This window comes from Caballeronia sordidicola, assembly GCF_002220365.1.
GTDB classification, from domain to species: domain Bacteria; phylum Pseudomonadota; class Gammaproteobacteria; order Burkholderiales; family Burkholderiaceae; genus Caballeronia; species Caballeronia sordidicola_C.
Map to the genome: position 1 here is coordinate 102,379 of NZ_MTHB01000305.1, position 18,862 is coordinate 121,240.

Annotated in this window: 18 protein-coding genes and 1 tRNA gene; 11 read left to right on the top strand and 8 right to left on the bottom strand. The window is 59.3% G+C overall.

Annotation, left to right across the window (positions count from 1 at the left end; genetic code table 11):
* Positions 1-68: 68 nt before the first annotated feature.
* From BSU04_RS44675 to BSU04_RS44685, 3 genes are all read left to right on the top strand, one after another.
* The gene (locus BSU04_RS44675) at positions 69-734 is read left to right on the top strand and encodes a HugZ family pyridoxamine 5'-phosphate oxidase (RefSeq protein ID WP_089166549.1); all 666 of its coding nucleotides are present in this window, start codon (positions 69-71) and stop codon (positions 732-734) included.
* A 373-nt stretch (positions 735-1,107) separates the two neighbouring features.
* The gene (locus BSU04_RS44680; RefSeq protein WP_089166550.1) at positions 1,108-1,413 is read left to right on the top strand and encodes an H-NS histone family protein; all 306 of its coding nucleotides are present in this window, start codon (positions 1,108-1,110) and stop codon (positions 1,411-1,413) included.
* 252 nt (positions 1,414-1,665) lie between these two features.
* Positions 1,666-2,859, top strand: a complete 1,194-nt coding sequence (locus tag BSU04_RS44685; protein ID WP_089166551.1) for a cation diffusion facilitator family transporter — start codon at positions 1,666-1,668, stop codon at positions 2,857-2,859.
* A gap of 31 nt (positions 2,860-2,890) precedes the next feature.
* Here BSU04_RS44685 and BSU04_RS44690 read toward each other — a convergent pair whose 3' ends face one another.
* The 3 genes from BSU04_RS44690 to BSU04_RS44700 all read right to left on the bottom strand — a co-directional run bounded on the left by BSU04_RS44690 (position 2,891) and on the right by BSU04_RS44700 (position 4,741).
* Positions 2,891-3,349 carry an Lrp/AsnC family transcriptional regulator gene (locus BSU04_RS44690; RefSeq protein ID WP_062168666.1) on the bottom strand — a complete coding sequence of 153 codons (459 nt, stop codon included), beginning with the start codon at positions 3,347-3,349 and terminating at the stop codon, positions 2,891-2,893.
* A 94-nt stretch (positions 3,350-3,443) separates the two neighbouring features.
* Complete coding sequence (locus tag BSU04_RS44695) at positions 3,444-4,100, bottom strand: exonuclease (protein ID WP_089166552.1); 657 nt, start codon at positions 4,098-4,100, stop codon at positions 3,444-3,446.
* Positions 4,097-4,741 (bottom strand): MBL fold metallo-hydrolase, encoded by a 645-nt coding sequence (locus BSU04_RS44700; RefSeq protein ID WP_089166553.1) that lies wholly within the window; start codon positions 4,739-4,741, stop codon positions 4,097-4,099. The genes BSU04_RS44695 and BSU04_RS44700 overlap by 4 nt, the downstream gene beginning before the upstream one ends.
* A 680-nt stretch (positions 4,742-5,421) precedes the next feature.
* Here BSU04_RS44700 and BSU04_RS44705 point away from each other — a divergent pair.
* Positions 5,422-6,048, top strand: a complete 627-nt coding sequence (locus BSU04_RS44705) for a septal ring lytic transglycosylase RlpA family protein (protein ID WP_089166554.1) — start codon at positions 5,422-5,424, stop codon at positions 6,046-6,048.
* A 90-nt stretch (positions 6,049-6,138) separates the two neighbouring features.
* Here the strand turns inward: BSU04_RS44705 and rsmI are convergent, their stop codons facing one another.
* Positions 6,139-7,041, bottom strand: coding sequence for a 16S rRNA (cytidine(1402)-2'-O)-methyltransferase (gene rsmI, locus BSU04_RS44710; RefSeq protein ID WP_089166555.1), 903 nt, complete (start codon positions 7,039-7,041; stop codon positions 6,139-6,141).
* Between rsmI and BSU04_RS44715 the strand changes: the two genes are divergently transcribed.
* The 5 genes from BSU04_RS44715 (at position 7,040) to BSU04_RS44735 (ending at position 9,691) form a co-directional block, all read left to right on the top strand.
* Entirely contained in the window at positions 7,040-7,468 is a 429-nt protein-coding gene (locus BSU04_RS44715) for a YraN family protein (protein WP_373452933.1), read from the top strand. The two genes, rsmI and BSU04_RS44715, sit on opposite strands and share 2 nt — an antisense overlap.
* Before the next feature lie 308 nt (positions 7,469-7,776).
* Complete coding sequence (locus tag BSU04_RS44720; protein ID WP_031357032.1) at positions 7,777-8,364, top strand: SIS domain-containing protein; 588 nt, start codon at positions 7,777-7,779, stop codon at positions 8,362-8,364.
* 20 nt (positions 8,365-8,384) lie between these two features.
* A complete protein-coding gene (locus tag BSU04_RS44725; protein ID WP_089166619.1) occupies positions 8,385-9,191 on the top strand; it encodes a BON domain-containing protein in 807 nt (268 codons plus the stop codon).
* 14 nt (positions 9,192-9,205) lie between these two features.
* Entirely contained in the window at positions 9,206-9,547 is a 342-nt protein-coding gene (locus BSU04_RS44730) for a c-type cytochrome (protein WP_256983961.1), read from the top strand.
* 68 nt (positions 9,548-9,615) lie between these two features.
* Positions 9,616-9,691 (top strand) — tRNA-Ala (locus BSU04_RS44735).
* A 524-nt stretch (positions 9,692-10,215) separates the two neighbouring features.
* Here BSU04_RS44735 and BSU04_RS44740 read toward each other — a convergent pair.
* Complete coding sequence (locus tag BSU04_RS44740) at positions 10,216-11,895, bottom strand: Na+/H+ antiporter (protein WP_089166558.1); 1,680 nt, start codon at positions 11,893-11,895, stop codon at positions 10,216-10,218.
* A gap of 484 nt (positions 11,896-12,379) precedes the next feature.
* Here BSU04_RS44740 and BSU04_RS44750 point away from each other — a divergent pair, with 484 nt between their 5' ends.
* Positions 12,380-13,699 (top strand): sensor domain-containing phosphodiesterase, encoded by a 1,320-nt coding sequence (locus BSU04_RS44750; RefSeq protein ID WP_089166560.1) that lies wholly within the window; start codon positions 12,380-12,382, stop codon positions 13,697-13,699.
* Between the two features lie 109 nt (positions 13,700-13,808).
* On the opposite strand, the gene BSU04_RS44755 is transcribed toward BSU04_RS44750, so the two are convergent.
* Positions 13,809-17,378 carry an indolepyruvate ferredoxin oxidoreductase family protein gene (locus BSU04_RS44755; protein ID WP_089166561.1) on the bottom strand — a complete coding sequence of 1,190 codons (3,570 nt, stop codon included), beginning with the start codon at positions 17,376-17,378 and terminating at the stop codon, positions 13,809-13,811.
* Between the two features lie 251 nt (positions 17,379-17,629).
* On the opposite strand from BSU04_RS44755, the gene BSU04_RS44760 reads away from it, so the two are divergent.
* Positions 17,630-18,283, top strand: coding sequence for a glutathione S-transferase family protein (locus BSU04_RS44760; protein WP_089166562.1), 654 nt, complete (start codon positions 17,630-17,632; stop codon positions 18,281-18,283).
* A gap of 19 nt (positions 18,284-18,302) precedes the next feature.
* On the opposite strand, the gene BSU04_RS44765 is transcribed toward BSU04_RS44760, so the two are convergent.
* Together BSU04_RS44765 and BSU04_RS44770 are read right to left on the bottom strand one after the other, a co-directional pair.
* Complete coding sequence (locus tag BSU04_RS44765) at positions 18,303-18,548, bottom strand: hypothetical protein (RefSeq protein WP_089166563.1); 246 nt, start codon at positions 18,546-18,548, stop codon at positions 18,303-18,305.
* Between the two features lie 61 nt (positions 18,549-18,609).
* Positions 18,610-18,840, bottom strand: coding sequence for a hypothetical protein (locus tag BSU04_RS44770; RefSeq protein ID WP_089166564.1), 231 nt, complete (start codon positions 18,838-18,840; stop codon positions 18,610-18,612).
* Positions 18,841-18,862: the final 22 nt, after the last annotated feature.

Here is an 18,862-nt window from a genome sequence, read left to right on the forward strand (position 1 = left end):
GGGCCGCTCGCTGCGCTTATCTGGTTCGCCTGCAGGGCCGCTGGTGAATTTCCTCGTGAGGTCCCGCTTTGAATATCCCGTCGCATGCTCCGTTGCATCTGTTGCATCAAGTGCCGCACGGCACGCTTGCCACGCACTCGCGTGAGCCACGCGGTTTCCCTTACCCGACCGCATTACCGTTCGCGCCGACTTCCCGTCACGTGCCAATGGTGCTCATTAGCCATCTGGCCGAACACACGCGCAATCTGCAACTGGACGCGCGGGCGGGTTTTCTGATTACCCAGACGGCCAGCGATGCCATTCTCGAAGGCCAGCGTCTTACCATGCTCGGCTCGTTTTCTCCGGCGCCGCCTGAATCCGTCGATGAACTGGCGCGCCGCTATCTGCGATATCACCCGGATGCCGCGCGTTATCTCGAATTGGGAGACTTCACGTTCTGGATCATGTCGCTGGAACGCATGAGGTATATAGGCGGTTTTGGTGCAATGGGTTGGCTGGATGCAACGGCGCTTGATCCACTCGAACCGTTATCCGAACAGAATGAGCATCGGCTCCTGGAATTATTTGCCGATTCTCCCGCGCGGCCGGCAGAGCTCGAACTAATGGGTATCGACAAATATGGTTGCGATCTGAGGACGCCCGGAGCGCGCAATCGTTTCACCTTCGATAAACCGAAACAAACTCGCACAGAACTGAATGCTGCGTTGATCGATTGTATTGAACGGCATAGGTGATTGTCTGAACTTGTGATCACCCGATACGCGTCTTTATGTCGCTAAATTACGAGATGGTGTTACGACGACGGGAGAATTTGGGCAAACTCGCACGGGATGGAAGGTTTAGTCGGTACGTTTCGGGTTATTTTCATTCCATGAAAGACTTTGCAGGTTAATTTAACGATGTAAGTAAGATGAATGCGTAAGCACGCTAATTTTCACGGAATATCACGAATTGTTACGTACGCCCGTTCGACTGAACTGATTTAAATCGATAGCGTAGAAACGCGCGCAGAATCCTACTTGTGTTAATCTGCGATTCATTGAGAGGCTTAACGTTATAACCGGAACGGGCGACGACTCGTACACTGCAAACCACAAGGAACAGATCATGCCGTCTTACAAGGAACTTCTCGCGCAGCGCGAAAATCTCGAACGACAGATTGAAGAAGCGAAGTCGCGGGAATATGCCGAAGTTCTCAATGAAATCAAGCAGAAGATGGCCGACTATGGGATCACGCTTGCTGAATTGGCAGGTGGCCGCGGCGGCAAGAATTTGAAAAACGCCGGGCGTCCGCGTGCCGGTGTTGCCCCGAAGTATCGCGACCCGGACAGCGGCAGCACGTGGTCGGGCCGCGGTAAGCCGCCGAAATGGATTGCCGGTCAGGAGCGCGATAACTTCCTGATTCAGAAGTAAGAGGTGGATTGTTTGAAAAAGCCGCACCATTAAAACGGTGCGGCTTTTTTGCGCCTGCGTGGCGGTCGGCCGATAGTCGGCACGGTTGAAATCAACCGGCCGTGCGGTATGGCGACAGAATTCACGGTATGACATGAGAACACGTCGCGTTCAACATAAATCTATGATTTTTATAGAGTTTTTCGTTTTTGATCGAATATGTGGCAGTGCAGCTTGGTAAAATTCAGTCAAACGATGACTTCGAGTGATGACATGTCGCAATCAACGGCGCGCGCCGCAGAAAAGCAGGACGTAGCCCGAAAAACAACCTTCGCTAGTATCGCGGTGAATTCTGTGCTGATGGTGGCACAGATTTTCGTCGGCATGTTTGCGCATTCCCAGGCCCTGATAGCCGACGGTATTCATTCACTGTCTGACCTGGTGTCGGACTTCATCGTGCTCCTGGCCAATCGGCATAGCACCGCTGCTCCTGACGACGATCACAATTATGGTCACAACCGTTATGAAACAGTCGCTTCATTATTTCTCGGCGCACTTTTAATTACCGTCGGCGTGGGGATGTTATGGCGAGCAGGTGAACGTATTACCAATCTTCAAGACATCCCGGAGGTTCACGCAAGTGCACTGATTGTCGCGGTGTTCGTTCTGATTTCTAAGGAACTATTGTTCCGCTATATGCTCCGCGCGGCCGAACGCGTGAGATCGGCACTGCTGATCGCAAATGCGTGGCACGCTCGCTCGGACGCGGCGTCGTCGCTGGTCGTCGCTATCGGCATTATTGGGAGTATGGCCGGCTGGCGTTTGCTCGACCCTATCGCGGCCGCAATCGTCGGTTTTATGGTCGCTCGGATGGGATGGACGTTCGGATGGGATGCCCTGCAGGATTTGTCTGATCGCGCACTGGATCAGGCCGAAACCGAGAAGTTACGCATGTTGTTACGCGCCACTCCGGGTGTTCGCGACGTGCATGAATTGCGTACGCGGAAAATGGGCGATCTCGCCATTGTCGATGCGCATATTCTCGTCGATCCCCTCATTTCAGTTTCAGAGGGTCACTACATTGCGGAATTGGCGCGAGCGCGCTTGTTGACGAATACCCACATTTTGGATTCATTGATTCACGTCGATCCGGAAAATGATGAAATCAACCCGCCGCCGCCCAGAATGCCAACGCGTTCGACAGTCAGTGATGCCATTAGCGCCGTATTGGGGGCTCATGGTCTCACCTACAGCGCGCTGAACCTGCATTATCTGAGTAGCGGCCTTGATATCGACGTGACGCTTCCCGCAGACTTAAGCGACGGTCAACTGGCCAGTCTAGAACTCGGCGACTTTGACGCACTCAAGCGAAAGCTAGGTGCGCGTGAAATTCGGTTTTCGCGAACTGTAAGAAACGGGCCGGGCATTGTCATTACTGAATCTATTGCCGTTTCACGCCTGGATTAGCGCGACGGAATTAATGTATTTGAAAGCTGCCTTAAAGCGGCAATTGTGTATCGAATTTGATTTCGCGCAGGACTACGCTGGTCCTCACTTGCGCGACCGCTGGAATCTTGAAAATGCGGTCGTGGAGAAAAGCGTCATACGACTTGATGTCCGGCGCAACAATTTTCAAGATGTAATCGGCCTCGCCGGTGGTGCTGTAGCACTCGGTGACTTCCGGGCACGTGATGATCTCGCGTTCAAATTGCTCGACGCCGCCTTCTGTGTGACGCGTGAGATGAATATGAGCGAGTGCGCAGACATGCAAGCCAAGCTTTTCGCGATCGAGCAACGCGGTGTACCGCTGGATCACGCCCGATTGCTCCATGTCCTTGATACGCCGCCAGCACGGAGTGCTCGAAAGCCCGACTTGGTCGGATATCTCCTGAACCGAACGGCGGGCGTCCAGTTGCAGAAGTCGCAGGATTTTTTGTGAAAACGTGTCGAGAGTCAACTGCGCCTCCTGTCGGTCGCTACCAAGTCCAATAGTAGAGGGGGCAGAAAGGAAGCGCAATGTCAAACGCCAACTCTGAGCAATATTGCCTAACTCAACGCCCAGACTGCGCGTTTTGTCCTTCGATGTCAGTACCGTCCGGCGTTTCGACAGCCGCTTTTAGCGACGCCAGCAATGTCCGTTGAGTCCGCAATTCGGCAAGCATGTTGCAGAAGAGAGCCCCTTGTTCAACGGCATCATCGAGCGCGACGTGAGTATGCGGGAGTTCATCGAACCAGTGTTTCGGCAAACGCGGTTTGATCGCCTTCCGGTATGGCAGATCGGTCAGTGCGAACGCAAGCGTCTTGATGTCGAGCGCCGACCAGGAGAACGGACAGCGTTCAGCGAAACGCATCATGTACCAGAACATATAAGTGAAGTCGAAGCCTGCCGGATACGCGACGAACACCGGCTTGCCAGGCAACGCCTCGACCCATTCCACGTACGCGCGCAATGCAATGAGCGGTTGCTGCAGGTCGGTCCGGCATGCGGCCCATGCCTCGGGCTGAGTTTTCCACCAAGCGGCCTGAATCGGGTGAGGCGCCGCACCTTCCAGCGTCTCCAGATTCGCTGAAAACGTGCCGATCAGCTCCTTGTGTTCCGTGTAGGCCGCCGACGCAAAACTCAGCATGGAGTGCGGTCCGGGGATAGGGCCATCAGCTTCGACATCCGTGCTGACGTAAATTTCAGGAATGGCGGTAGCGGTGTTCATGCGGTCATCCGGTCGGCGACAAACGGGTTGGTTCGGCGTTCATGCCCGAACGTGGATGTGGGTCCGTGACCCGGTACGAACGTGACGTCATCGCCCAGTGGCCAAAGCTTTTCCTTCACGGAGCGCACAAGGTCGGAATGGTTGCCACGCGGAAAATCCGTACGGCCGATCGAGCCCGCGAACAGCACGTCACCTACCAGCGCCACGCGATTCACGCGGCTGAAGAAGATCACATGGCCCGGCGTATGTCCGGGGCAGTGATAGACCTCCATGGTTTCGTCGCCAAACTGAACCGAGTCGCCATCTTGCAGCCACCGGTCGGGCGTGAAGGCCTGCGCCTCGCCGAAGCCGAAGCGTTTGCTTTGAGCCGGCAACTGTTCAATCCAGAAAGCGTCTTCGGCGTGTGGTCCATGGATCTCTACGCCGTAGTGATCCGCGAGCGCCTTTGCTCCGCCGCAGTGATCCAGGTGCCCGTGCGTGAGGAGCACCTTGTCGACGCTCACTTCGAGTTGTCCGACCGCACTGATGATCCGTTCGACGTCGCCGCCGGGATCGACAACGACCGCACGACCGGTTGTCTCGCACACAACGATCGAACAATTTTGCTGGAATGGTGTCACTGGGATAAGGGTGACCTTCATGGCTGGGCAACCGGGGCGTGTAAAAACGTCCATTGTAACGGGCGAAAACTCGCGCTGCCGTAGCACGCCGGGCGTTAGTCAAACGGTCGAGGTGTGCTCAAAAAACAGGCGGAATCCGCAATTTTTACGTTAACAGAGAAAATAAGTAACATTCTGTTCGTCTCCGGGCGGCTCGCCCGTGGGTTTGGGTATAATCCGGTCCAGTTGTGCATGGTTTGACCATGCCATCAATGGGCAATGAGAAACACGAGTAGCGCGTTTTTACAATTGTCATCAAGTACGCAATTCGGAGCAGAGATGCTTCGAAATCGCAATCAAGCATCGGTTTCGGCCGATGTGCACGTCTTGTCCAGCCAGGTGCGATGCGCCTGCCAACGGCCTTAGCTGCCGTTACGCTGGATGGGGCCTACGCCGCCGTTCCTGCGCAGTTCAACGCGCAAGAATGTGTGATCCACGTTCGATGGCGGCATGTGGGGTCTGGTCAGGCTGCCGGGGACAGGTTGCGCCAGACGTGAAAACTAACCGGGCATTTGTGGCGAGGTACGCCGCACCCGAGCACTGGCTCGCCGTTCGATTTTTCGAGCGGTGTGTACCTTTGCGCGGAAAAAAGCCTTGAGCTGCCTACGCACGTCCGCGTTTTGTCGGATGGTTAGGTGGCTCTAACCGTTGATTACACGTCTATGAATGTACGACTAACCCGACGTCTCGGGAGTCTTTTGGTATTTGCAATCCTCACCGGTTGCGCCATGCCGCCAAGCGGCGGCGATCAGGCCAGCGCGCTGAAAACCGGCTCGCAGCTTACCACCGCAAACAACGCTGCGAACCAGGGCCGAGGGTCGGTGCCGCTCGCCTATGATTCCCAGCTCAACGCGTTGCCTTCGTCAGCCAGCAATTCGTCTGATACCTCCTCGCTCGCCAACGCGAAGCCCATTACTGCCGGACCCGATGTCAGCGACTTCGAGCAGCAGGGGCGCGCCTCTTGGTATGGCCGCGGCTTCCACGGTCGCAAGACGGCGAGCGGCGAACGTTACGACATGCACGCGCTGACGGCAGCGCATCGCACGTTACCGCTTGCTTCGTGGGTTCGTGTGACCAATGAGGCGAATCAGAAAACAGTGGTCGTCAAGATCAACGACCGCGGCCCGTACGCGCGTGGCCGCGTGATTGATCTTTCCTATGCGGCAGCCGCGGTACTGGGCATGCGTGGCGCGGGTGTCGGAAAGGTGAAGATCGAAGGCTTGACGCCGCAGGAAGCGCGGGCGGCGGCACGAGATCAATCGCTGGCGTCAATCAACCCAGTCGACTGATCATCGTCAGTTTGTTGCTTAAGAAAAACGGGCCGTTTCGACGGCCCGTTTTTTATTGCCCAGCGCGTTTGCCTGCCTAATTCCTGCTCGTCATTCCTGCTCGTTTTCGCCCTGTTCTCCGCGGGCCTTATCCATTGCCAGCGCCCTTGTGTAAAGCGCGTTGCGTGATGCGCCCGTCAGCGTTGCGGCCAGTCTTGCAGCGCTGCTTACCGATAACTCCTCCAGCAAGGTCGCGAGCAACGCATCGTGAGCGTCTTCCGCCGCCTCCTTCTGCTGTGCGCCTTCCACTACAAGAACGAACTCGCCGCGTTGCCGGTTTGCATCGCCGGATAGCCACGTTGGCCCTTCGGCCAGGGTGCAACGATGGATGCTCTCATGTAACTTGGTCAGCTCACGAGCAATCAGCAATTGCCGCTCGCCACCGAATGCGCGCTCGAGCGCTTGCACCGTTTCCACAATCCTGTGTGGCGCTTCGTAGAACACGAGCGCCGGCGTGTGCGTGAGCAGCGACTGCAATTGCGTGTCGCGCTGCTTCGGTTTGGTCGCAAGAAAGCCGATGAACGAAAACGTGTGAACCCATGAGCCGGCTACGCTGAGCGCGGTGGTGAGGGCGCTTGCGCCCGGCAAAGGAATAACGGGAAAGCCCGCTTCTCGCACCGCATCGACCAGTTTCGCGCCGGGGTCGGAAATGCCTGGGGTGCCTGCGTCGGACACGCATGCAATGCGTTCGCCGTTGCGCAGATGCGCGATCACGTTCTCGGCGGCGCTGCGCTCGTTGTGCTCGTGTACCGCGATGGTCGGCTTCGAAATGCCGTAGCGCGAGAGCAGTTGCGAAGTGTTGCGGGTGTCCTCGGCAGCCACTCGGTCGACGAGACCCAGCACATGCAGCGCGCGCACCGTGATGTCCGCGACATTGCCGATCGGCGTCGCGACTATATAAAGCGCGCCAGCCGGAAACTGCTGGCCAAGGGCCAATTCGGAGAGTGGAGTCATGAGGGCGGGTGGCATGCGGAGGACGTCATTGTGCCATGCGATGAGGGACAACTTTTTGGGAAACGGGATGTCGAAAACGATCGGAAGCGCGTTCGAACAACGCGCGCTTGAATATCTGCAGCGGCAGCGCCTGCATTTTGTCGCCCGCAATTTCGCCTGTCGCGGCGGCGAAATCGATCTCGTGATGCGTGAAACCGGCAGTCAGCGCGCACTCGTATTCGTGGAAGTGCGCGCGCGGCGCAGCCGCCAGTTCGCGGCAGCGGCGGCGAGTGTCGGCGTGCATAAACAGCGGCGGCTGGTGCTCGCGGCGCAGTACTACCTGACGACGTGGCGCGGGGCATTGCCTGTGTGCCGCTTCGACGTGATCGCGTTCGATGCGGGCCGTATCGTGTGGTTACGCGATGCTTTTCGCGCCGATACGTCGTGAAAATGGCTGCATCTTGAGTGACGCGGACAGCGAGTGCGGTAAACTGCGCGGAGCCTGCGCGCCGGGTTGATCGAGGTCTTATGGTCTTATGTTCAACCGCTGCGAGAGCGCGCGTTGCGGCGAATCGTGAATCGTCAGGCGCCGGAGCTTAACTATTGAACTGGTGAAGCATCGGCTTCGGGGACCTTGGCAGCAAGTCGTCGAAGCCAGCCGTCGAAGCCAGCCGTTGAAGCTAGCTGTTGAAGCAAATCATCGAAGCAGCCCGTCAATGAACCACCGCGCATGGCGCGGCCGATAACCGAGAGTCGATGTCCGTCGAACGTATCCAGCAACATTTCCGCGAAAATGCGGCAGTCCATCGTGAAGCACTCGACACGCTTGCTTTCCCCGTCGCCGCAGCCATTGACGTGCTGTTCGGCGCGCTCGCCAACGGCTCGCGAATCCTCACCTGTGGCAACGGTGGATCAGCGGCTAACTCACAGAGGCTCGCGTCTGCGCTGGTAGGGCATTTCGAGCGCGAGCGCCCTGGCTTGCCGGCTATTGCTCTGGACGCGAATGTCCTGACGCTTACGGGCATTGGCAATAACTCGGCGTTCGAAGAGATCTATTCGAAGCAGATCCGCTCACTCGGGCAGGCCGGCGACGTCTTGGTCGTCATCTCAACGTCGGGCAACTCGGTCAACCTGCTCTCGGCGATCCAGGCCGCGCATGAGCGCGAGATGTTCGTGATCGCAATGACGGGCGCGGGCGGCGGCGTGATCAGCGAAGTGCTCGCCGATACCGACATCCATATCTGCGTGCCGTCCGAACGGCCGGCGCGAATCCAGGAAGTCCATCTGCTAACCATTCACTGTCTGTGCGATGGCATCGACGCGATGCTGCTGGGCGACGAATGATTCTTAAGGGGAAAGAGTTGATGAAAAAGACACGCGTCAGGTCGACGCTAGCCAGAGCCACGTTGCTGGCGAGCCTGTTATCAGGCGTTGTGCTGACCCTGCAAGGTTGCCCGCTTGTGGTCATCGGTGCAATGGGGGGGGCAGTGGGCGGCGGCACGTTGGTCGCCACTGACCGGCGTACGCTCGGCGCGCAGACCGAGGACCGCGAGATTCAGGTGAAAGCCAAGTCGCGCATCAATGAAAGCCTGCCCGATCAGGCGCACGTCAGCGTGACCGTGTTCAACCGGCGTGTGTTGTTGACCGGCGAAGTGCCGACTGATCAATCGAAACAGAAGGCCGAAGAAGTGGTGCGCGGCATCAACAATGTGAACAGCATTGTGAATGAGCTCGCTGTCCAAGGCGCGAGTTCGCTGTCATCGCGTACTAACGATGCCTATCTCGAGAGTCGCGTGAAAGGTGCGATGGTCGGCGAGAAGGATATGCGGGCGAACTTCTACAAGGTGGTGTGCGAGCGCGACACGGTGTATCTGATGGGCCTGGTCACGCGTGACGAAGGCGCCGCCGGCGCGAATGTGGCGGCGCAGGTCCCGGGTGTTGCACAGGTGGTCAAGGTATTCCAGTACATCAAGCCGGAAGATGCTCAGGCGTTGTCGGCCGCGGCTGCATCGGGTGCGAGCGCGCCGGTGGTAACACCCATCGACAGTGATCCAACCGTCGGCGCGGTGCCGGATTCGTCGGTAAGCTCAAAACCGCTCGATGGGCAGTCGCCCGCGCCGGTCGTGAACTCCGCTGTGCATCCGGGTAATCCTGCGCCCGCAGCGAAATGAAGCGGTGGCTCTCCATGACCGTGATCGCAATCGCGATCACGGTCGCGACTGGCCACGCCGCGCTCGCGGTCGACGCTCCGGCCGCTTTTTCCCCCGCCGATGCCATGAACATCGCTGGCAAGAATGCCTGCATGGGATGTCACGCGGTGGATCGCAAGATTGTGGGGCCATCGTTTCAGCAGATCGCCGCGAAGTACAAGGGCGACGCGCAGGCGCAAGCGCGGCTTGAAACCAAGGTGAGGGACGGCGGTAGTGGAGTGTGGGGCGTCTTGCCCATGCCGTCGCATCGAACCATGGATGGGGCGGATATCAAGGCGGTTGTGGGCTGGATTCTCGCGGGTGCGCCGTCGAAATAAGGCGCGCTGCAGGCGACTTTTAGGCCTTGTCAGACGGTCTTAAGGCTGTGCTATTATCAGGAAACGTTGGGGGGGTAGCTCAGCTGGGAGAGCGTCGCGTTCGCAATGCGAAGGTCGGGAGTTCGATCCTCCTCCTCTCCACCACGGTTAATTTCACGGTACATGACGGATGTTAAGAAGCCCGCACGGCGCAAGCTGTGCGGGCTTCTTTGTTTTGCGGCCCCTGACTTGGACCGCCGGATTCGATCCTGCGCCCGTGACATTTCTCGACGCGACACATTAGCCACGCTCGATAGTCCGTGAACACGTTCTCTCGAAAAACTTAAGCCGGCTTTGGAGAGCGGCAACTGCAGAGTCGAGTCGGCGCGACGTGAGTTCAAGCCAGAACTCGTTCGTTATCCAGAAAAAACGCCAAAAAAAACCGCCCAGAGCCGGTGGCTGTGAGCGGACAAGATCGGAGAGTTACAACGACATCATGCACATTCATGGATTGCGCATGAGATGAAGTATGCGGCGCTGCGCGTCGGCGGCGAATACGAAAACTCTTAAAATTCGGTGGGTTGATCCGTTTGCGTACATTGTGTCGAAGCCCGGAACGCAGCGGTTCCCCGTGTGGCGGATCGCCGTGAAGCAACGAACAAGAAAATGTCGAAACGTCGAAATTTCGTTTACGCAGTGCTTCCTTTTTTCCGATTCACAATCGCCGTCTCCGACAAATCGATCTCCCGCATCAGCTTGTTAAAGGTTTCGTCGTTGATCGCTTGCCGTGCGCGCATCTTGAGCAATTCCGAGCGCTCCGCCCTCAATGCGGCCATTTTCAGCTTCGTTTCCACCATCTCGCTTTGACGCGCGGCCCGGCGTGGTTCCTCGTCTTCGCCGAGCCCTTCAAGACGCCGACGATACAAACTCATCACGCGCGCCGCCGTATCCGTGCAACGTGCCGACGCCGCTTCGTCCATCTGTTCGCTGAGATTTTCCTGGGCGGTATCGATAGCGCGAATTGCGGCCTGCGCCGTATGCCGGCGCGCGATGCGTTCCTCGGCCGCGTGCGGATCACCGCGTTTTTTCAGGCCGTTCAGCAGCAAAGGCAAGCCGACCACGCCGATCAGCAATGACATCAGGATAGTCGCCGATGCAATGAAGACCGCGAGGTCGCGTCCGGGTAGTTCGGACCCATTCGGCAGCACCTCGGGCAACGACAGCACGCCCGCGAGGGTGATTGCTCCGCGCACGCCGCCGATAGTCGTCATCGCGACCGTGCGCACGCCCGGCACCGCGTTCGCAACGCCTTGTTTCGCGGCACCTCGGCTCGCGACCCAGCGCAGCACCCAGACCCAGGCGAAACGCAGTCCGTACAGTGCGATGACGACGGCTGCCACATAGCCGAGCAGCAAGCCGACCTGCTGAAGACCATCGTGATGTGCCTCGATCAACGCGCGTCCAATAATGTGCGGAAACTGCAGCCCGAGCAGGATGAACACCATGCCGTTGAACACGAATTCGATCATCGTCCACGTGCTGGTCATGCGGATTCGTGCTGCCGTCGGAATGCCCTCGCGCAGGCTCTGGAAGTTCATCATCATCCCGGCCGACACGGCCGCGAGAATGCCCGAGCAACCGAACCGCTCGGCAATGAGATACGCCGCGAACGGAATCAGCAGCGTCAGGATGACGCCGGCGGCGGGATCGTCGTCTTCGGACAGTTTGACGACCCGTCCTGGAATCGATGTCACGAGCCAACTGATTGCCGCGCCTATCACCAGACCGCCCACCGCAATCAGCACGAAACTGATCGCCGCCGCGCGCAACGAGAAAACGCCCGTCAGTGCCGCCGCGATGGCAAATTTCAGCGCGACCAGGCCGGACGCGTCGTTCATCAGCGCCTCGCCTTCCAGGATGTGCATCAGGTTCGCCGGAATGCGGCCCTTGCCGGCGATGCCGCTGAGCGCAACGGCATCTGTCGGCGATAACACCGCAGCCAGCGCGAACGCGACCGGCAGCGGCATCACGGGGATCATGACGTGCAGGAACCAGCCGAGCGCGCCCACCGTCATGAATACGAGGCCGAGCGCGAGCAGCAGGATCGCGCGGCGTTGCATGAAAAATTCGCGTTTGGGGATGCGCCAGCCGTCGGCAAACAAAAGCGGCGGGATGAAGAGCATCATGAACAACTCGGGATCGAAGGAGACGTGCAGGCCGAATCCCGGCCACGCGAGACACGCGCCTATCGCGATCTGGATCAGCGGCAGTGGCAGCGTGAAGGGCAACGCGTTGGGCAACAGGCTGGTGACAAACCCGGACAGGGCGACCGCCAGCATCAGGATCAAGACAGTGAAAACGATTTCCATAGATTTATGCGATCTGGCAGGAGCGCGGCGAGTCGACAGCGGCGCTCCTTTTTAACGGGGAAGGGGCAAAGTTTAGCTTGGACGTGATTCGAAGGTGTTTTGACGACTCGGGCTGTGCTGGAGCTTGTGCCACGATCCGCACTGTGTTGGTGCATTCGCACGCTGCGCCGTGAAGCCGGCGTCTCGCGGCGGTGCACATGCCGTTGGGCAGTCACGAAACGCTTGGACTTGCGTGAGCACGGAGCTTGCTTTATCGAAGGCGACGGGACGAGTAGATTCCGCTTGAAGATAAACGAGGGCAGTGTATGAAACCAGGATTGAGGGCGCCGGTTGCGCGACGTCGAGCGCAATCGATTGCGTTAATCGACCAAGACCGCGACCAAGACCGCGACCAAGACCGCGACCAAGACCGCGACCATGACCGCGACCATGACCGGTGGCAGGAACCAGGATCGAATGCGGACATCCGGACGGGGAAGGCAAGATGGCAATAGCGAATCCTGACAAGGTGAAGCCGGTCTCGCCGCGGACATTCGAACTGAGCGTGACATCGGGATTCGACCGGTATTCGGTCGAACACGGCGGTTGGACGCTATCGAGCGTGTTTCAGCCGGTATTCAGCCTGTCGCACATGCGGGCGGTCGGCTACGAAGGGTTGTTGCGGGCGCATGACGCGCTTGATCGGGTGGTGTCGCCGCTCGATGTATTCGGCCAGGCCGCGCGCGTGGGCGAGGCGATGCAGGTCGACCGGTTGTCACAGGCGCTGCATCTGGAGAATTTCAATGTGCTCGGCACGGAGAACGAGTGGTTGTTTCTCAACGTGCATCCGGGGGCGTTGACCGAGCCGTATCACATGGCCGCGTTGCTGGCGAATCTCAAGCGCTTGCAGATCGAGCCGCGCCGCGTGGTGCTGGAGGTGTTGGAGCAACGCGCCGACGATATCGAAAAGCTCGCGGACGCCGTGCAGCATTTTCGCGAGCATGGCTTTCTGATCGCGCTCGATGACTTCGGCGCGGGACATTCCAATATCGAACGGATCTGGCAACTCGATCCGGATATCGTCAAGCTGGATCGCGTGATGTTGTCGCATGCCGCGCACTCCGCGCATTCCGTGCATGGGACGAGCCACCTGAAGCATCGGCGCAACATGGAAGCGATTCTGTGCGGGGTGGTGTCGCTGCTGCATGAAGCCGGCAAGCTGGTGTTGATCGAAGGCGTGGAGACCGAGCACGAGGCGCAACTGGCGCTCTCTAGCGGTGCCGACTTCGTGCAGGGATTCTTCTTTGGCCGGCCAAATCCCGGACTCGCCGATGCCGCCCAGGCGCACACGTTGATGAGCGAGTTGACCGAGCGTTTCCGGTTGCAGACGGAGGCTAAGGAACGTCGCGTGGCGGCGCGGCTGCAGCCGTACGTGCGGGCGTTCGAGCGCGCGGCGGAACGGCTGGCGGCGGGGGAGCCACTGGAGGAGGTGTGCTGGAATTTCCTGGCGCTGGATAACGCCGCGCGGTGTTTCCTCCTCGACGCCAACGGGCGCCAGGCTGGGCGCAACGTGGTGCTCAGGGCCGATCGCGCGGCGCATGAGGCGCGGTTGCTGCCGCTTATCGATGCGCAAGGGGCGAACTGGTTAAGGCGGCCGTATTTTCGGGCGGCTCTGGGCGACCCGGATAGGGTGCATGTGACGAAGCCGTACTTGTCGATTAATGAGGCGCTGCCGTGTGTCACGCTGTCGGTCGAGACGCTCATGGGCGGGCAACGGTGCGTGCTGTGCGGGGATATCGACTGGATGGCGGAGGACGAAGAGTAGGGGGCGTTTCCACGACATCACGAAAAAGCCCGCGAATCGCTCGCGGGCTTTTTCATTTTGGCGGGATAAAGCCTACGAAGCGGCTATCCAATCGCTTTGGGCGCGGTCTTCACTTCGCCACCACCACGGGAATCCCCCTCAACGCCCCGGCACCTTTCACCTCATCAAGCGATGCCTTTACATGACGCCCAGTCTTCACCTCGATTCCCAGTTTCACCCCAAGCTCCCTCTCCCTACGTTTCACCATCGACAGATTCGCCAGCTTCACGTGTCCATAACCGCGAATGCGTTCGTGCAGCAGCGCAAGCGTTTCCACATCCTTTGCGTTATCCGGCGTCATCGCTTCAAGCGCGCGTCGAATGGTTATTTCATAGTCTCCAGGAAGCTCGCGCTCCATCTTTCGCTCGAGCGACTTGCCGAACGGATCGACGACCGTCCCCCGCAATCCACGAACCTTCGACAGCACCCCAAGCACTGGCCAGAGCCATTGTCCAAACGTCATTTTCCGCGGTTGGCCACCGTTCTTCGCCTTCGATAAAACCGGCGGAGCCATATTAAATTTCACCGTGAAATCCTGACCCGCCGTGCCTTCGAACTGCGCTTCCAGGGCGGCGCGCAATGCCGGATCGGTGTGAAGCCGCGCGACTTCGTATTCGTCCTTCACCGCCAGCAGCCGATAAAACGTCGACGCCACCGCTCGCGTCACGGCATCGTCGTGATGTGCCGCTGCGGCCGAAACCAGCGCCCGATATCGCGTCACATAACTCGAACCACCATAAGCCAGCAACCGCGCTTCTCGATCCGCGATCAACGCATCCAACGACATTGCATTCATCTCGACACGCGGGGCAACAGCAGCTTTGCGCAGCGCTTCCAGCGCATCCATATCCGCCGCAGCCAGTCGACCGATAGCAAACGCCAGCTTGTTCATCGGCACCGCGACATTGTTCAACTCGATTGCACGCATCAACGCGGCATGCGATACCGGCACCAGTCCAAGCTGCCACGCATAACCCAACATCAAAATATTCGCGCCGATGGTGTCGCCGAGAAAACGCGTCGCCAAAGCCTGCGCGTCGCACGTGTTCATGCGCTCAGCGCCCGCCGCGTGTCGCATCTTTTCCAGCAGCGACCCGGCGTGAAGGTTCGCATCGGGGTTCTGTACAAAGGTCGCGTTCGGTATCGCGTGCGTGTTCACGACAATCCGCGTACGCCCATGCCGCACCGTTTGCAGCGCGTCAGCGCTCGCGCCGACGACCATGTCGCAGGCGAGCAGCACGTCGGCTTGCTGGGTATCGATGCGCACCTGGTTCAGCAATGCATCGGTGGAAGCGAAGCGCACGAACGACAGCACCGCACCGCCTTTCTGCGCAAAGCCCATGAAGTCGAGCACCGACGCGCTCTTGCCCTCCAGATGCGCGGCCATGCTGATCAGCGCGCCAACCGTCACCACACCCGTGCCGCCGACGCCGGTGATCAGAATGTCGTACGGTGCGTTATCGAGTTCGAGCCTGGGTTCTTGCAACGCATCGACACGTGCCGCGAGCGCTTCAGGATCGAAGACATTCCCGGCGGTTTTCTTGAGCTTCGCGCCTTCGAGCGTGACGAAGCTCGGGCAGAAGCCGTTCACGCACGAGTAGTCCTTGTTGCACGACGATTGGTCGATGCGGCGCTTACGTCCGAGTTCGGTTTCAACCGGTTCCACCGATAAACAATTGCTCTGCACGCCGCAATCGCCACAGCCTTCGCACACGGCTTCATTGATGAACAAGCGCTTGTCCGGATCGGGAAACTCGCCTTTTTTACGGCGACGGCGTTTCTCCGCCGCGCAGGTTTGATCGTAGATGAGTACGGTCACGCCCTTGATATCGCGTAAGCGCCGCTGGACTTCGTCGAGTTCGCGCCGATGATGGAACGTCGTGCCCTTCGGAAACTGATCGTGATGGCCGTCGTATTTCTCGGGTTCATCGCTGACGACTACCAGCGTCGCGATACCTTCCGCCTCGACTTGCCGCGCGATTTGCGGCACAGAAATGCTGCCGTCGACGGGCTGGCCGCCGGTCATCGCGACGGCGTCGTTGTACAGGATCTTGTAGGTGATGTTGGCCTTCGCCGCGGCCGCCTGGCGAATAGCCAGGATTCCTGAGTGGAAGTAGGTGCCATCGCCGAGATTCTGGAACACGTGGGGCGTTTTCGTGAACATGGAATGCGACGCCCAATCCACGCCTTCTCCGCCCATTTGAATCAGGCCCGTTGTATCGCGCTCCATCCACGACGCCATGAAATGGCAGCCAATCCCAGCCTGCGCGATCGAGCCCTCAGGCACTTTCGTCGATGTATTGTGCGGACAGCCCGAGCAAAAATACGGCGTGCGTTTGACGGCATCGGCAGCATTCGACAGGATTTGTGGCGCGACAAGATCCACGACTTTATCGCGACGATCCAGCTCCGGCTTGTGCCGCGCGAGCCAGTCCGCGAACACGGGCAATACGCGCGATGGGCGCAATTCGCCTAGCGCGCTCAGCAGCATTGCCCCGTCCTGCGCGTTCTTGCCGACCACGATCGGCCGCGCGCCTTGGGTCCGGTTATACAAATGGTCCTTGATCTGCTGCTCGATCACCGGGCCTTTTTCCTCGATCACCAGCACCTCGGACAGGCCTTCCACGAAGGTATCGAGACGCGTGGTTTCCAGCGGAAACGACAGGCCCACCTTATAGATGCGCACGCCGGCGGCATCGAGGTCATCGATGGTGAGATCCAGGCGGCGCAGCGTTTCCATCAGGTCGAGATGGGCCTTGCCGCACGTGACGATGCCGACGTTCGCGTGTTGACTCGGAGCGATCCATTTATCGATGGAGTGAACACGGGAAAAGTACCGCACGGCGTCGAGTTTCGCGGCAAGTCGCGCCTCGATCGTCAAGCTCGGCAAATCGGGCCAGCGATTGTGCAAACCGCCCTCGGGCGCGACGAAACCCTCCGGCGCGGGCCACACGGTCTGGAACGCGTCGAGGTCCACAGTCGACCCGGATTCCACCGTCTCCGATATCGCCTTGTACCCCACCCACGCGCCGGAAAAACGCGACAACGCCCAGCCGTAGAGACCGAACTCGAGCATATCGGCAATATTCGCAGGGTTCACCACCGGCATGTGCCAGGCGATCAGCGCCTGATCCGACTGATGCGGCATGGACGACGACACGCAGCCGTGATCGTCGCCCGCCACGACCAGCACGCCGCCGTGCGGTGACGAACCGTACGCGTTGCCGTGCTTGAGCGCATCGCCAGCTCGATCCACGCCCGGGCCTTTGCCGTACCACATCGCAAAGACGCCTTCCACAGTCCGCTCGGGATCCGATTCCACCCGCTGCGTACCAAGCACAGCCGTGCCGCCGAGCTCCTCGTTGATCGCGGGCAGAAAACGCACGTCATGCGACGCGAGGAGTTTTTTTGCTTTCCACAATTGCTGATCGACCATACCCAGCGGCGAGCCCCGATAACCGCTGACAAAACCCGCTGTATTCAGCCCGGCGGCGCGATCAAGCTGGCGCTGCGTCAGCACCAGCCGAACCAAGGCCTGCGTGCCGGTGAGGAAAATCCGGCCGTGCGCGGCGTTGAGGTTATCGGTGAGTTGGTAGCTTGCGAGAGGAGGACTATCTGAAAAAGGCACACGCGCGTTCATGAATGAGTCTCCGGCGTTTTATCTGGGGAATTTAGAGGATGTCGCCATTCTTGCTCGACATAACCGGAAGGTTTTTGCGTTCTCTGCGATCGAACTCTCGTACCAGAAACAAAATCGATCTTTATTGAGATAAGTGAGCGAAAATCACCTGCCGAATGGCTAACGTGTGGTTAACCCGCGTCTCGAAACCGCTGGGAGCGGGTAATCTGGACGCTCTCTGACAATGCCGCGCCACGAAAAGGAATCCGCCCATGAAGCTCTACTACTGGCCGAAAACGCGAGCGTTTCGCGCGTTATGGATGCTCGAGGAATTGCGCGTGCCGTATGAGTTCGCCTACGTGAACATCCGGGCAGGCGAGCAGAATGCGCTGGCGTTTTGCTCGGTCAATCCGATGTCAAAGTTGCCCGCGCTGGATGACAACGGGGTGTGCGTCGCGGAGTCGGGTGCGGTGCTGCTCTATCTCGCCGATAAATACCCGCAAGCTTGGCTGGGCGTTCCGCCTGACGATCCGTTGCGAGGCCGTTTTCTGCAATGGATGTTTTTCACGGGCGCTTGTCTTGAGCCGGCCATGGCCGAAAAAATGACGGGTGCACCGGGCAATAGCGTGAGTTTCGGCTGGGGCGATCTAGGGCGCGTGGAAAAGGCGATCGAATCGGCGTTGGCCGACGGGCCGTGGCTGCTCGGCGAGCGCTTCACCGCCGCCGATATCCTCGTTTCGAGTACGCTGCAAATTGCCTATATGGCGAAGCTGATCGAGCCGGGCGGGGTGTTGTCGGAGTATGTCGCGCGGGCGACGTCACGGGACGCACACGAACGCGCGGCACTGATCGATAAAGAGGAAGCGCAGAAGGTGCCGTCAGCGGCCTCGCAGCAGCAGACGGGCACGGTTAGTCTCAAGCCCTGAGGTCCGTTCGGATCAAGGCTTAAGGAAAGGTCTTCGGCTTGGGAATGCCCGCGCCAGCCTCAATGTCCGCGACGGCTTGCACATGCGCGGCATCGACGGCGTCGGTGGGGCTCGACAAGCCGTTATCGCCGCCAATGGTTTTCCACGGCTGCACAGCTTTGTCGAGATGGCGGATTTCGTATTCGGCGTCCCAGCGCGTCCCCTGTAGTTCGATGGGCCGAACGTGGATGGAATAAACGCCGTAGAGGAAGAGTTGTTCAGGCATGGTGGTTCTCCCGTTCAAGCGAAGGACGGCGGCGGCGCGCAATCTCCGCGTCGCCGATTTCTCACAGTTCGAGTTCGCCGAGGATCCGGTGAGCGAGCGCGCGGGCTTCTTCCAGCGCCTCTTCTTCGGACAGCGAAGTGGCCGCGACGTCGTACTGTTTCGGCTCGGAATCCTCGCCGTCTTCGCCATCGTCCCGCACCAGCGTGACGACGCCTCGGAACTGGCCGCCGTCTACGGCGTGGGCGCCGATGGTCGCGGTGTAGATGCCTTTCGTGTAGATCGTGTCTTCCATGATGCACCTCCGGCAAAGGTTG